The sequence below is a fragment of the Nocardia sp. MDA0666 genome (assembly GCF_003023875.1).
GTDB classification, from domain to species: domain Bacteria; phylum Actinomycetota; class Actinomycetes; order Mycobacteriales; family Mycobacteriaceae; genus Nocardia; species Nocardia aobensis.
In genome coordinates this window covers 474,455-488,568 of record NZ_PYHT01000001.1, presented here as the reverse complement: position 1 = coordinate 488,568, position 14,114 = coordinate 474,455, and the positions used below count along the sequence as shown (strand labels likewise).

Below are 14,114 nucleotides of genomic sequence, written 5' to 3'. Positions count from 1 at the left end.
ATGGTGGAAGAGGCTGTGACGCAACAGGATCCGGGTCGGATCGTCGACACGGGAGCGGGGGACCCGGACCGGTTGCAGCGATTGTGGACGCCGTACCGGATGTCCTACATCACCGGTGCGGTCGCCGATCGCGACAGCCGCAACGGGCCGGCCGACGCCGACGCGCCCGCCGGCGCGGAGGAGACGACCTCGGCAGGGCTGAAGCACCCGTTCACCGAGATCCCGAAGATGTCGGACGAGGACGGACTGGTCATCGCGCGCGGCGAATGGGTGTTCGCGGTGCTCAACCTCTACCCGTACAACCCGGGCCACATGATGGTGGTGCCCTATCGGCGGGTGGCCGACCTCGAGGATCTCACCCCGGAGGAGAGCGCCGAACTGATGGCGTTCACCCAGCGGGCGATCCGGGTGATGAAGAAGGTGTCGCGACCCGAGGGCTTCAACGTCGGGCTGAATCTCGGCGGCGTCGCCGGGGGATCGCTGGCCGACCACCTGCATCAGCACATCGTTCCCCGCTGGGGCGGGGACGCCAATTTCATCACCGTCGTCGGCGGGGTGAAGGTGATGCCGCAGTTGCTGCGGGAGACGCGGGCCCTGCTGGCCGGGGCGTGGCACGAGGCGAAGGAAGTCGAGTAGCGTGCTGAGCTTCTTCGGTCGGGAGACGTTCGCCAAGGCGACCGCGCCGCTGGGACGAGCGCTGGTGAGCACCGGGCTCACGCCCGACGCGATGACGCTGATCGGCACCACCGCCTCGATCGTGGCCGCGGTGACGCTGTTCCCGACCGATCACCTGTTCTGGGGAACGATAGTGATCTGGCTCTTCGTCATGTTCGACATGCTCGATGGGGCGATGGCCCGCGCCCGCGGCGGCGGCACCAGATACGGTGCGGTCCTCGACGCCACCTGTGATCGCGTGGCCGACGGCGCCATCTTCGGCGCGCTCGCCTGGTGGTCGGTGTATCACGAGCACAGCAAGCACCTGTTCGTGGCGACGCTGGTGGTCCTGGTGACCTCGCAGGTCATCTCCTATGCCAAGGCGCGGGCGGAGGCGAGCGGGCTCTCGGCCGACGGCGGGATCATCGAACGCCCCGACCGCCTGGTCATCGTGCTGGTCGGGGCCGGTTTCACCGGCATCGGCGGCTATTTCGGCATCGAGTGGCTCACCTACGCGGTGTATGTCGCGATGTACATCCTGGCGGTGCTGAGCATCGTCACCGTCTTCCAGCGAGTTCTGGCGGTACGGAACTCGGCCGGTGCCCGCGACGTGATCGCGCCGGTCACCAAGGCCGACTCCGATACGGCGAAATGAAAGTGGTAGGGGCGTGACACAGATGAGGGCCGCGCTGACCGACAGGGCCTACGCGGCCGGGTGGCGACTGGTACGGGGACTGCCCGAACGCACCGCGCGCCGCGTGTTCGACGTCGGCGGCGACTGGGCGGCCCGGCGCGCGAACCGCGCCGCCCACCGCGGCGAGGGACCGAATCAATTGCGCCGCAACCTCGCCCGGGTGCTGGCCGTCGACCCGCTCGAGGTGCCCGACGAGTTGATCCGCGCCTCGATGCGCTCGTATGCCCGGTACTGGCGCGAGGCGTTCCGGCTGCCGACCCTGGACCATGCGGCACTGGCGGATTCGCCGCTCATGCCGCCACCCCAGGGCATCGAAGATGTGGACGTCGCGCTGGCGCAGGGGCGCGGTGTGGTCTTCGTGCTGCCGCATTCGGGGAACTGGGATATGGCCGGGGTGTGGCTGGTGCAGCACTACGGCGGCCTCACCACCGTGGCCGAACGGCTGCAGCCGGAATCGCTGTTCGAGCGCTTCGTGGCCTACCGGGAGAGCCTGGGGTTCGAGGTGTTCCCGCTGACCGGCGGAGAGCAGCCGCCGTTCCGGCAGCTCGCGCAACGATTGCGCGACAACAAGGTGGTCTGCCTGATGGGCGAGCGCGACCTGACCGGAAAAGGTGTGCCGGTGGAGTTCTTCGGCGAACGCACCTGGATGCCGGCGGGCGCGGCGAAACTGGCCATCGAGACCGGCGCCGCGCTGATGCCGGTGCACGCCTGGTTCACCGTGGACGAGCAGGGCCGCGAGGGCTGGGGCTTGAAAACCGAAGCGCCGCTGGATGTTTCGGCCGGTGTCGCGGCGGCCACCCAGCAGCTGGCGAACCGGTTCGCCGCCAATATCGCCGAACACCCCGCCGACTGGCATATGTTGCAGCCGCTGTGGGAACGGGATCTGTCCGCCCAGCGCCTCGAGCGGATCGCGGCAGCGCAGGTCGTGCGCGGCGATGAGCGGTCCGCCGGAGACGCGGTGTCATGAGAATCGGCATGGTCTGCCCGTACTCGTTCGACGTGCCGGGCGGTGTGCAGTCACATGTCGTGGAGTTGGCGCAGGTACTGATCGAGCGCGGCCACAGGGTGAGCGTGCTGGCGCCGGCCTCCGACGACACCGAACTGCCGGAATTCGTCGTCTCGGCCGGGAAGGCGGTGGCGATTCCGTACAACGGTTCGGTGGCGCGGCTGTCGTTCGGGCCGACCGCCTACACCCGGCTGCGACGCTGGATCGCCGACAGCGACTTCGAGGTCCTGCACGTCCACGAACCCAACGCCCCGAGTATCTCGATGCTGGCGCTGAAGGTGGCCGAGGGACCCATCGTGGCCACCTTCCACACCTCCACCACCCGCTCGCTGGTGCTGGCGACCTTCCAGGGGGTGCTGCGGCCCTACCACGAGAAGATCAGCGGGCGGATCGCGGTGTCGGAGCTGGCGCGGCGCTGGCAGGTGGAGGCGCTGGGCAGCGACGCGGTCGAGATCCCCAACGGAGTCGATGTGCCGGCGTTCGCGAATGCGCCACTGCTGCAGGGATATCCGCGTACGGGCGGGACCGTGCTGTTCCTCGGCCGCTACGATGAGCCCCGCAAGGGGATGGCCGTGCTGCTGGGCGCACTGCCGAAACTGGTCGCCCGCCATCCCGACGTGGAGATCCTGATCGTGGGCCGCGGAGACGAGGAACGGCTGCGCCGGGAAGCAGGGGAACACGCCGGACATCTGCGTTTCCTCGGCCAGGTCTCGGATGCGGAGAAGGCGTCGGCGATGCGCAGTGCCGATGTGTATTGCGCGCCGAATCTGGGCGGGGAGAGTTTCGGCATCGTGCTGGTGGAAGCGATGGCCGCCGGAACCGCCGTGGTGGCCAGCGAATTGGACGCCTTCCGCCGGGTGCTGCGCGACGGGACCGCGGGAGTGCTGGTGCCGGTGGGTGATTCCGCGGCACTGGCCGAGGCGATCGACGGATTGCTCACCGACCGCACCCGCCGCGAGGATCTGGTGCGCACCGCGGATCAGGTTGTCGGCGAATACGATTGGCCGGTCGTGGCCGAACAGATTCTGCGGGTGTACGAGACGGTCACCGTCGGCGACGCCCGGGTGAGGACCGCTGGATGATCACCTTCTCCGCGACGACCATCCTGGTCCTCGCGCTGATAGCGGCGGTGATCATCGCCATCGGAGTATGGGCCTACTCCACCGCCAACCGGCTCGACCGGCTGCACGTGCGCAGTGACCAGGCCCGTGACGCGCTGGAGGCGGCCCTGGCGCGGCGCGCGGTGGTGGCTCGCACGGTCGCGATCTCGATGGCCGGTCCGATGTCGGAGTCCGCGGCCGCGGAGCAGTCCAAGCGGCTGATCGCCCTGGCCGACCGCGCCGAACGTGCCGGTTGGAGCGATCGGGAGACGGCGGAGAATCAGCTGGCGGCCGCGCTGTCCGCGGTCGACATCACCTCACTGCGGCCGCAGCTGGTGGCCGAACTCGCCGATGCCGAGGCGCGGGTGCTGATCGCGCGCCGCTTCCACAACGACGCCGTGCGCGACACCCTGGCGCTGCGTACCCGTCGCCCGGTGCGGTTGCTGCACCTCGGCGGTACCGCGCCGCTGCCCACCTATTTCGAGATCGCGGAACGGGTCACGCCGGCCGCGACCACCGGTCTCGAGGTCGACACGGTGCGCACCTCGGCCCGGGTGGTGCTGCTCGACGACGAGGACCGCGTACTGCTGATGCGCGGCCACGACCCGCAGACTCCCGATTCGCCGTTCTGGTTCACCGTCGGCGGCGGCATCGAACCGGGGGAGACGCTGCGAACCGCGGCGGTGCGCGAGGTATGGGAGGAAACCGGTCTGGCGCTGGACTCCACGCTGCTGCGCGGCCCGATCTGGCGGCGGGTCGCGGTTTTCCCGTTCAACGGCGAGCTGATCCGCTCCGAGGAACTGTTCTTCGTCGCCCGGGTGCGCTGGTTCGATCCGAAACCCGCCGACCCGACCGTCTGGGAACGCCGCTGCGTGACCGCCTACCGCTGGTGCCTGCCGCCGGATATCGCCGAGCTCGACCGGATCGGCGAAACGGTGTACCCGTACCACCTGGACAACCTGCTGGCCGAGGCGCTCATCGCCGCCGGTTCCGATCTCGAGCCGGAGGTCCGGTCCATCCGCTGAGCCGCGGCGATTATTCGCGTCGCCTCACGCCGCAGCGTATTCGGTGAACGCGTCCGCGAGCACGACAACCATCCGGCCGCCCATCGCTTCCACCCTGGAGCGCAATCTGGGATCACCACTGGGCGGCAGCGATATCGACCAGGCGGTCGAACCGTCGCCGGCGTCGATCGCGTGCACGGTGGTGCCGTCGGCGAGAACGAGGTGCCGGCCGTCGGTGAGGCCGTCGCGCACGGTGTTCGCGAACCCCGCGGGCTGCTGCCACACCTGGTTTCCGTCGGCGAGATCGAGGCCGGTGAGCGCCGTCCCGTCGGGCGATCGGACGACCACCGTGTGATCCACTACCCCTTCGACCGCGCCCTGGCGGCCCGCGGACTCGTCGCGGCCGATCTGTGGATTGGTCCACAGCACTCGCCCCGTCGTCCGGTCGTAGGCACTCTCACCGGTGAGGATCGGCGGTGGCGACGCGGTCGCGGTCGGGTACCACTCGAGCAGGAAACTGGGGTTGCCGACCTCGGTGATGAGGTGACCGTTGCGATCGAGAAGGGTGACTCGTCCCGCGCTTCCGCTGCGATCGATCACCTGCGTGGCGATGATCCCGCCGTCGAATACGGCGCCGACGGGTGCGGTGAACAGCGGGTCGCCGGTGCGCAGATCGTAGACGCGAACGCTGTGGTCGTGGCCGTCTCGGAAGTAGTCCGGCGCATCGAGTCTCGGCCTGACCGCGTCGCCGGGAACCGGTGTCGGATACGTCCGGCGCCAGCTCGCCTCGATGTCGGCAACGGTTCCCCGGGTGACGACGGCGGTCATCGAGTCGGCGGTGCGACCGGCGACGGACACCACACCGTCGCGCACCGCGATGTCCGTCACCTCGAAGTCCGTCGTGTGGTCCGTGGCGATCGCGCCGGTAGCGGCGTCGATGATCAGCACTCGGTGCATGCCACGGCAGGTCAGCTGTCCGTCGAAGACGCGCTCGTTACAGTTGAGGAGCTCGCCGGCGTCGATTTTCCACCGTACCGCGCCGGTGTCCGGATCGATGCCGTACAACCGCACCGGACCGACTGCCGGTGCGGTGTCGCCCGGCCCCTGCACGCCGGGTACCGCGGTGGCCGCGACGATCATCGGCCCGGCATCCATCGGCGAACCGTGCCCGTGGTAGCTGTCCAGGCTGTGCGGCAACGCCAGCAGGACCGCACCGGGCTCATTTGACAGGTCGGCAGCGCGCACCGTCCATCGCGGTACCGGAGCGGAGTCGAGCCGAGGGGAAATTCGGAACCGGCCACCGGCCGCGGGGCCCTCCGGCGGCTGCTCCGGAGATCGGTTCACCCACACAACCGTCGCGACCGCCGCCACGACAGCCAGGATCAGCACCGTGATCCCGATCCGGCGCGCGCCGGATCCGGTGAGCCGGCGTGCAGCCGTGTTCATACCGCGACCTCCCTGTCGCTCCGGCCCGGGCTCCGGCCGAACTGTGCGAAAGCTGCAAAGTATCAGGTGTGTTCGAGACCCGCGACCACGAAGACCTCCCGTCGCAGGCAAGGCCGTAGCGCGAAAACGGACCGCTCACAGTCGATCTCGGACGTGATCGGGATGCGGTGACGGAGCCGGCCGGCCGGGACCCGCCTCCGGTGTGACACCGCCGCGCGGTTCGCGCAGCGGGCGGCTGTTCGGTCAGTGGTGGCTCGACAACTCGGTCGCGGCTGCCAGCTCCGGCAGGGGAATGGCCGGGTCGGACCAGGTGTCCGGGTCGTGCGTGGTGCGGGCCGCGATGAGAGTACGGGCGGTGCGCAGCTCGGCCGGGCATGCGACGGCCGCGGCGGCGACCAGGCGCCCGGCGCGCAGGCTCAGGGCGATGAACCGGCCGGGGGTGTCGGTGGTGCGGACCACGACCTCGTCCTCGGGCTGCGGCCGCCCGGCGAATTGCATGGTGACGCCGTACTGAGTCGTCCAGCCCCAGGTGACCTCGTCCGACGGAACGGGTTGTCCGAGAATCGATTTCGCGACGGCGATTCCGTGTGCCTGGGCACTGTTCCAGTGTTCGGTGCGCCGGTGGACCCCGAATTCCGGATCGTAGACGGCCGCGGCGTCACCGGCGGCGAAGATGTTCGGCGTCGAGGTGGTGTAGGACTCGTCGACGAGAATGCCGTCCCCGACGGCGAGTCCGGCCTGCCGGGCCAATCCGGTATTCGGTTCCGCGCCGATCGCGACGAGGACCGCGGCGGCGGTCCACCGGCGTCCGTCGACGGCGGTGGCTGTGACATCGCCACCGCCCCCGTCGATCCGGTCCAGCACGATCGCGTCGTGAATGTCGACGCCGTTGTCGGCGTGCAGGTTTCGGCAGTGCTCGCCGACCACCCGCGGTGCAACCCGCTCCAGGGGCGCGTCGGCCGCGTGCACGATCGTGACCGCCGCCCCCAGTCCGCGAGCCGTCGCGGCGGCTTCGCATCCGACCAGGCCGCCACCCACCACGAGCAGCGATCCACCGGTCACCACGGCCGCGCGCAACGCGTCGACATCCGCGGCGGTACGCAGCGTGTACGCGCCCGATTCGGGGCCGGGCAGTTCTCGTGCGCGGGCACCTGTCGCGAGCAGCAGCGCGTCGTAGCCGAGAGTTTCGCCGGTGCCCAGATGTATGCGGTCGCGGTCGACGTCGATGCCGTCGACCGTGGTCTCCAGGCGTACCTCGACCTCGAGTTCGCGCCACGATTGCGCGGACTCGAGCAGGAGCCGGCGTTCGTTCGCGGTGCCGGCGAGCAACTCCTTCGAGACCATCGGGCGGCGGTAGGGCAGCCGGTCCTCGGCGCCGAGCAGCACGATCTCGCCGGTGAAGCCCTCGGTGCGCAGGGTGCGGGCGGCGGTCGCGCCCGCGATCCCGGCGCCCACGATGACGATGCGTCCGGTCATGCGCGACTGACCTCGACCATCTCGAAATCCGCCTTGGCCGCACCGCAGTCGGGGCAGGACCAGTCGTCGGGAATGTCGTCCCAGCGGGTGCCCGGCGCGATGCCGTCCTCGGGCCAGCCGAGGGCCTCGTCGTATTCGAATCCGCATTGCAGGCAACGGAACAGCTTGTAGTCGGTCATGTCAGGGACCTTTCGTCGGGGTCGGGTCGTGGGGGGCGAGATCGGCGTGGAAATCCGGCTTCTCCCGCACGCCGCAGTCGGGGCAGCACCAGTCGTCGGGGATCGCGGACCACGCGGTGCCGGGTGGAAAGCCCTCGCGCGGGGCGCCTTCGGCTTCGTCGTACACGTAATCGCAGACGGGGCAACGGAATCGGGACATCAGGCGACTCCGTACTTCGCGAGGATCCGATCGCGCTTGCCGGGCTGGACGTTGACGCGGGTGATGTCACCGCCGTAGTGGGCGAGCACCCGCTCGTCCATCACGCGGCGCCACAGCGGCGGGAAGTAGGCGACGGTGATCATGCTGGCGTAGCCGCTGGGCAGATTGGGCGCGCCGTCCATGCTGCGCAGGGTCTGATAGCGCCGGGTGGGATTGGCGTGATGGTCGCTGTGGCGCTGCAGGTGGTAGAGGAAGATGTTGGTGACGATGTGGTCGGAGTTCCAGCTGTGCTCCGGCGTGCAGCGTTCGTAGCGTCCGGCGGCCGTGCGCTGCCGCAGCAGGCCGTAGTGCTCGAGATAGTTGACCGTCTCCAGCAGCGAGAATCCGTAGACCGCCTGCAGCACCAGGAACGGCAGCACCCCGGGACCGAAGACCGCGGCCAGCGCGCCCCACAGCACCACCGACATCAGCCACGCGTTGAGCACGTCGTTGTGAATCGACCACGGCCGCTTGCCCATCCGCTGCAGCCGGGTCTTCTCGAGGGACCACGACGAGCGCAGGCTGCCCCACACGCTGCGCGGCAGGAAGGTCCAGAACGATTCGCCGAATCGGGAACTGGCCGGATCCTCCGGTGTCGCCACCCGCACGTGGTGGCCGCGGTTGTGCTCGATGTAGAAGTGGCCGTAGAACGTCTGCGCCAGCGTGATCTTCGACAGCCAGCGCTCCAGTTCGTCCTTCTTGTGGCCGAGTTCGTGCGCGGTGTTGATGCCGACACCACCCATGGTGCCGATGCTCAGAGCCAGGCCGATCTTGGATATCAGGCTCAGCGCGCCGTCGACGCCCAGCCAAGACAGATCGGCCGCGCTCCACAGGTAGCAGGCGAACACCAGGCTGAGCAGCTGGAACGGGATGTAGGCGTAGACGCAGTAGCGGTAGTAGCGGTCGTTCTCGAGCTGTTCCATCACCTCGTCGGGGGGATTCTGCCCGTCGGGCCCGAAGAATCGGTCGAGGATCGGCAGCAGCACGTACACCAGCAGTGGTCCGATCCACCACCACACGGAGGCCGCGTGGTGCCAGCCCAGCTGGTTGAACAGCCACACCAGGCCGGTGGCGAGCAGGACCGCGGTCGGCGGGACGAGGCCGAACAGCCAGAGATGGCGTTTACGGTCGCGCCACTGCGGCGGCGCGGTCCGGGCCGGATCGCCGATTCGGGATGTGGTCACGAAATTCTCCTCACGAACGGTGCGCGGAATGCGCGACGGAACGGTGCGTCCGGCGGACGGAGTGCGCGGACGGGGCCGGGGCCGGAGCGGCGCCTCGCCCACCTCGATGTATTTACACTTTCTGAACAAGTGTTCTCATTGAATACAGATCCGTTCGAGTTGTCAATAGTCGAACATTTTCGTGGACCGTGTACGATCATGGGCGTGGCTACCGCGCCGAACTTCCAGTCCGATATGCGCCGACTTCTGCGCGAGCGGGTCATCGAGACCGCTCGCGGCCTGGTCTGTACCGAGGGCTGGGGTGCGGTGAACATGTCCCGGGTGGCCAAGGAGGTCGGCGTCAGCCGGCCGGTGCTGTACAAGGAGATCGGCACCAAACAGGACCTCGCCGAGGTGGTGATCGCGAACGAGGTGGACGTCTTCCTGATCGGTATCGCCGAGCAGCTGGCAGCCCACCCGGACGATGTGATCGCCGGCCTGATCGCGGCCGTGGAGTTCACCCTGCGCAGCGGCGCGGACAATATGCTGCTCAAGGCGGTGCTGTCGGGCCGTTCGGCGCCCGATACCGCGCTGTTGCCGGCGCTGATGACCGAACCCGAACCTGTGCTCGGCCGGGCGATCGCCGCGGTCACCGCGACGGTTCGCGCGCAATACGAGCTGGCATCGGTGGGCGAGGATGAGCTGGCGTCGGCCGCCGAAACCGTTGTGCGCCTTGCTCTCAGTCATCTGTTCCAGCCGACCGGGCCGGTCGAACGGGCGCTGGAGCAGATCCGGGTCGTCGCCGTCGGACTGCTCGAGCCGCTGCTGGCCGAGGTGTGACGGTGGGACGCGTTGGCGGTCAACGCATTTCGTCGGAAATCCGCCGATCTCGCCGATACCCGGCCGTTGCCGGTGTGTGTCAGGTCACCATCGGTTAGGGTCGAAACCGGTTTGCCGCACACCGAATCCGGCGAACCGGTGTGTGGAGGTGAGGTACCGAATGCATATGTCCTATCTGTTGTACGACTTCCTGCTGCCGTATATCGGCGAGCAGGCCGCGACGTACTGGGCGCAGCTGTTCGTCGTCGACCCGATCTGACGAACAGGTGGCGCCGGCCTGCGGTTTCGCACCGTCCGGCGCCACGGGTACCTGCCTTCGGCGCGCCCGTAGCGACGCCGTAGCGGCCGCCCGGTCCGGTGTGTGATCCGGCCGTGGGCGGCGGACCAGTCCAGTGCTCTCGGACTGGCTATCTAGTGGCCTGATCGGGGCGCCTAGAATCGTGGAGGTTCGCATCGCAGCGATGCCTCCTCGAACGAATCCCCGATAATCAGGAGTTTGCCCGTGACAACGCCCGACACCACCTCGACGACCGGCACCGCCCGCGTGAAGCGCGGTATGGCCGAGATGCTCAAGGGCGGGGTGATCATGGACGTCGTCACCGCCGATCAGGCCAAGATCGCCGAGGATGCCGGCGCGGTCGCGGTGATGGCGCTCGAGCGGGTTCCCGCCGACATCCGCGCCCAGGGCGGCGTCGCGCGCATGAGCGACCCGGATCTGATCGACGGCATCGTCAACGCAGTCTCCATCCCGGTCATGGCCAAGGCGCGCATCGGCCACTTCGTCGAGGCGCAGATCCTGCAGAGCCTCGGCGTCGACTACATCGACGAGTCCGAGGTGCTGACCCCGGCCGACTACGCCAACCACATCGACAAGTGGCAGTTCACCGTGCCGTTCGTCTGCGGCGCCACCAACCTGGGCGAGGCGCTGCGCCGCATCACCGAGGGCGCGGCCATGATCCGCTCCAAGGGTGAGGCCGGCACCGGCGACGTGTCCAACGCGACCACCCATATGCGCAAGATCCGCGGCGAGATCCGCCACCTGCAGTCGCTGCCCGAGGACGAGCTGTTCGTGGCCGCCAAGGAGCTGCAGGCGCCCTACGAGCTGGTCCGTGAGATCGCCGAGACCGGCAAGCTGCCGGTGGTGCTGTTCACCGCCGGCGGTATCGCCACCCCCGCCGATGCCGCGATGATGATGCAGCTGGGCGCCGAGGGTGTCTTCGTCGGCTCCGGCATCTTCAAATCCGGCAACCCGGCCGAACGTGCCGCCGCCATCGTGAAGGCCACCACCTTCTACGACGACCCCGATGTGCTCGCGAAGGTGTCGCGCGGCCTGGGTGAGGCCATGGTCGGCATCAATGTCGAGGAGATTCCGGAGCCGCACCGCCTCGCCGAGCGCGGCTGGTAATCCGTTCGGACACCGCTTCCGAGGCACTCACATCGCCGGGTCGTCCTGCACAGGACGGCCCGGCGATGTCGTTCCCGGGTGTCACACGCCGGCGACTCCCATGCCCGGCGTGACCGGCTCGGCCCGTCCCGCGAACTTCGCGATCGCCGCCGGCGTCACCGGTGTGAAGAAGTTGACCAGGTTGCCGTCGGGATCGCGGACCAGCAGCGAGCGGTTGCCCCAGGGCATCGTGGCCGGCTCGGCGACCACCTCGGCGCCGGCGCCGGACAGCTCGCGATACACCCGGTCCACATCGTCGACGAGGAATTCGATGATCACGCTCTGGTTGTTCGACGGACGGGCGGACCCGGGTGCGAACAGGGCGACCGTACGGGTACTCGCGAGCGCGAGGGTGGCGACGCCGGTTTCGATTTCGGCGAAATCCTCGGTCGCCCACCGAGCGCGCGATCCGGTGGCGCGCTCGTAGAACTCGGCCAGACGCGCGAGGTCCGCGGTGATGATGCGGATCGAGACGAAATTCATGGGCTGCTCCTTGCCGTTCGACGGTGTTTTCCGCAGCATAGGAGCAATAGAGGACAGAATCGGTCCAGTATTCGCGCTAGGGTCGAGATCATGGCTCGACCGACGGGACGCGTGCTGACCCTGCTCGAATTGCTGCAGTCCGGCGGCACCCGGACCGTGGCCGAACTCGCCGACCGGATCGGAGTCGAGGGACGCACCGTGCGCCGATACGTGGACCACCTGATCGATCTCGATATTCCGGTGGAGTCGGTGCGTGGGCGCTACGGCGGCTATCGGCTCGCCCCCGGATACCGCCTGCCGCCGCTGATGTTCGACGACGACGAGGCGTTGGCGGTCCTGCTCGGCCTCCTGGCGGGCCGCCGAATCGGCTGGGCCGCAACGGATGTGACGGCCAGCGAGACGGCGGCCGCCAAGATCCGGAGGGTACTTCCCCAGCCTTTGCGCCGACGGCTCGACGTGCTGCTGGAATCGCTCGCATTCACCGATGCGCCGGCCGAATTTGCTTCCGCGGATGCCGCGGTGCTGCTGACGATCGCCGACGCGATACGCCACCACCGGCCGGTCACACTCCGCTATACCGATCGCCACGGCCGCGCGAGCGAGCGCACGCTGCACGCCTACGGGCTCGTCGCGCATTCCGGACGGTGGTACGTCACCGGCGTGGATCCCGGCCACGCCGGGGATCGCACCTTCCGCCTGGATCGCATCACCACCGCCCGAACCCTGCCGGGGTCGTTCGACGCGCCCGGCGATATCGATCCGGTGCGACGGGTGGTGTCCGGATTCGCCGCCGCCGACTATCGATACGACGTGCGGCTGCGCATCTTCGGTACCGTCGAGCAGATCCGCGCCCACCTGCCCGCGACGGTGGCGACTCTCGACGCGGCGGACTCGGACGCCGAGCGCTGGTGGGACGTCGGTATCCGGGCGGAGCGGCTCGACTGGCTGCCGTCGGTACTCGCCGCACTCGATCGCCCGTTCGAGGTGCGGCACCCGGGGGAGTTGCGCGAACTGATCCGGGGGCTCGCCGCCCGCCTCGCGGAATCGGCCCGCCGCGGCGTCGTACCGGCCGACGACTGAGGAACCGACCCGGGCGTCGAGGCCGAGCCGGCGCTCCGGTGCCAACGGCTCGTGCCGGATGCCGTGGCACGCTCGGTTCGTGCGCATCGCACCGCACCGAGCACCGTGGTGATCGGCACCGGCCAGCACATCCCCACGGCGTGAGTTCTCAGCACTCGCGCGGCCATTCGTAGCCGCCGGGAGGACGCGGGCGGTCGCCGAATAGCTTGTCGGATACTGTTTTCCGGAAGTTGCCGGCTCCGGACGCGATGGGGCTCGAGGAGAATACAGCGAAGGGTGCACAACGAATGGTTGTGGGTAGAGCGGCGAGCACGGATCTCGACCTGGCAGCCGTACGCGCCTTCGTGGCCGCGGCCGAGGAACGGCAGTTCAGTCTCGCCGCCGTGGTTCTCGGCATCAGCCAGCAGGCGGTGTCGAAGCGGATCGCGAAACTCGAAGCCCAGCTCGGCGTGGCGCTGTTCGACCGCGTACCCGCCGGAATCGTGCCGACCGCCGCCGGTGCGCGGCTGCTGCCGCATGCGCGCGCACTGCTGGCGGTGGCCGAAACCGCGGTGGCGACGGTCGGTGAGATGCCGCGCCCGCTGCGCGTCGCGGTACAGGGCGAGCGGCAGGGCGCGACCGAGCAGATGCGGTTCTACCTCGACCGCAATCCCGGCGCCGATACCGAGCTCGTGATCTCGAACGTCTTCGTGACCTCGCGGGACATGGTGGTGCACGGCCGCGCCGACGCGGCGTTCGCCCGGCCCTCGGGTGGCCCCCGCCCGTTGCCGGCCGATATCGCGGCCGTGCCCGCGTACGTGGATCCGGCGCATCTGCTCGTCGGCCGAGATCATCCGCTGGCCGGGCGGTCGGCGGTGCCGCTGGCCGAACTGGGCGCGTACTCGGTGTGGATTCCGGGCGCCGGGGTGGCATCGGAGTGGGCCGACTTCTATCGCGAACTGAGCGAATTCTGCGGTGTCACAATCGATACCACGCCCCGCGACCGCACCCGGTTCCCCCGGCCCGACGGCATCGAAGCCATGCTCGCCCGCATCGCGGCCTCCGGCGCCCTGGCCACCGTGAGCAGCGACCACTTCCGCAATCCGTGGCATCCGCACATCCGGCGGGTGCCGATCGTCGACCCGACACCGGCCTATCCGCACGCGCTGCTGTGGTCGACGGCCAATACCCATCCGGGATTACCGCATCTGATCGAGCATTTCCGCACGACCTACAACCGCGACATCGCCGCCGGGTGCTGGCTCCCCGTCGCCGACCGCGAACGTTTCGCCGGCTGAACGCCGCGAATGCCGTTGCGCCCCTGCGCA

The 14,114-nt window shown here is 69.0% G+C and carries 15 protein-coding genes; 9 read left to right on the top strand and 6 right to left on the bottom strand.

The annotated features are described in order from the left end of the window. The 5 genes from C8258_RS02340 to C8258_RS02320 are packed head-to-tail and all read left to right on the top strand — an operon-like array spanning position 1 to position 4,479. A complete protein-coding gene (locus tag C8258_RS02340; RefSeq protein WP_036502908.1) occupies positions 1-636 on the top strand; it encodes an HIT domain-containing protein in 636 nt (211 codons plus the stop codon). A 1-nt stretch (position 637) separates the two neighbouring features. After that, a complete protein-coding gene (pgsA, locus tag C8258_RS02335) occupies positions 638-1,309 on the top strand; it encodes a phosphatidylinositol phosphate synthase (protein WP_106953632.1) in 672 nt (223 codons plus the stop codon). A gap of 22 nt (positions 1,310-1,331) precedes the next feature. After that, a complete protein-coding gene (locus C8258_RS02330; protein WP_106953631.1) occupies positions 1,332-2,315 on the top strand; it encodes a phosphatidylinositol mannoside acyltransferase in 984 nt (327 codons plus the stop codon). Further along, entirely contained in the window at positions 2,312-3,436 is a 1,125-nt protein-coding gene (locus C8258_RS02325; protein ID WP_106953630.1) for a glycosyltransferase family 4 protein, read from the top strand. Before C8258_RS02330 ends, C8258_RS02325 begins: the two co-directional genes overlap by 4 nt. Next, positions 3,436-4,479, top strand: a complete 1,044-nt coding sequence (locus tag C8258_RS02320; RefSeq protein WP_106954011.1) for an NUDIX domain-containing protein — start codon at positions 3,436-3,438, stop codon at positions 4,477-4,479. The genes C8258_RS02325 and C8258_RS02320 overlap by 1 nt, the downstream gene beginning before the upstream one ends. Before the next feature lie 24 nt (positions 4,480-4,503). Here C8258_RS02320 and C8258_RS02315 read toward each other — a convergent pair whose 3' ends face one another. From C8258_RS02315 to C8258_RS02295, 5 genes are all read right to left on the bottom strand, one after another. Further along, positions 4,504-5,904 (bottom strand): PQQ-binding-like beta-propeller repeat protein, encoded by a 1,401-nt coding sequence (locus tag C8258_RS02315; protein WP_106953629.1) that lies wholly within the window; start codon positions 5,902-5,904, stop codon positions 4,504-4,506. Positions 5,905-6,147: 243 nt separating this feature from the next. Further along, the gene (locus tag C8258_RS02310; protein WP_106953628.1) at positions 6,148-7,380 is read right to left on the bottom strand and encodes an NAD(P)/FAD-dependent oxidoreductase; all 1,233 of its coding nucleotides are present in this window, start codon (positions 7,378-7,380) and stop codon (positions 6,148-6,150) included. Beyond that, on the bottom strand, positions 7,377-7,559 hold the full coding sequence (locus C8258_RS02305; protein WP_036502897.1) for a rubredoxin: 183 nt from the start codon (positions 7,557-7,559) through the stop codon (positions 7,377-7,379). Before C8258_RS02305 ends, C8258_RS02310 begins: the two co-directional genes overlap by 4 nt. Position 7,560: 1 nt before the next feature. Further along, positions 7,561-7,758 (bottom strand): rubredoxin, encoded by a 198-nt coding sequence (locus C8258_RS02300; protein WP_106953627.1) that lies wholly within the window; start codon positions 7,756-7,758, stop codon positions 7,561-7,563. After that, the gene (locus tag C8258_RS02295) at positions 7,758-8,981 is read right to left on the bottom strand and encodes an alkane 1-monooxygenase (protein ID WP_106954010.1); all 1,224 of its coding nucleotides are present in this window, start codon (positions 8,979-8,981) and stop codon (positions 7,758-7,760) included. Before C8258_RS02295 ends, C8258_RS02300 begins: the two co-directional genes overlap by 1 nt. A 204-nt stretch (positions 8,982-9,185) precedes the next feature. On the opposite strand from C8258_RS02295, the gene C8258_RS02290 reads away from it, so the two are divergent. Next, on the top strand, positions 9,186-9,800 hold the full coding sequence (locus C8258_RS02290) for a TetR family transcriptional regulator (RefSeq protein ID WP_233224822.1): 615 nt from the start codon (positions 9,186-9,188) through the stop codon (positions 9,798-9,800). A gap of 502 nt (positions 9,801-10,302) precedes the next feature. After that, a complete protein-coding gene (gene pdxS, locus C8258_RS02285; protein ID WP_062997834.1) occupies positions 10,303-11,205 on the top strand; it encodes a pyridoxal 5'-phosphate synthase lyase subunit PdxS in 903 nt (300 codons plus the stop codon). A gap of 81 nt (positions 11,206-11,286) precedes the next feature. Here pdxS and C8258_RS02280 read toward each other — a convergent pair whose 3' ends face one another. After that, positions 11,287-11,727 carry a VOC family protein gene (locus C8258_RS02280; RefSeq protein WP_106954008.1) on the bottom strand — a complete coding sequence of 147 codons (441 nt, stop codon included), beginning with the start codon at positions 11,725-11,727 and terminating at the stop codon, positions 11,287-11,289. A 90-nt stretch (positions 11,728-11,817) separates the two neighbouring features. Between C8258_RS02280 and C8258_RS02275 the strand changes: the two genes are divergently transcribed. Both C8258_RS02275 and C8258_RS02270 read left to right on the top strand, forming a co-directional pair. Beyond that, on the top strand, positions 11,818-12,807 hold the full coding sequence (locus C8258_RS02275; protein ID WP_106953626.1) for a YafY family protein: 990 nt from the start codon (positions 11,818-11,820) through the stop codon (positions 12,805-12,807). Between the two features lie 287 nt (positions 12,808-13,094). Next, on the top strand, positions 13,095-14,084 hold the full coding sequence (locus C8258_RS02270) for a LysR family transcriptional regulator (protein ID WP_158271195.1): 990 nt from the start codon (positions 13,095-13,097) through the stop codon (positions 14,082-14,084). Positions 14,085-14,114 lie beyond the last annotated feature (30 nt).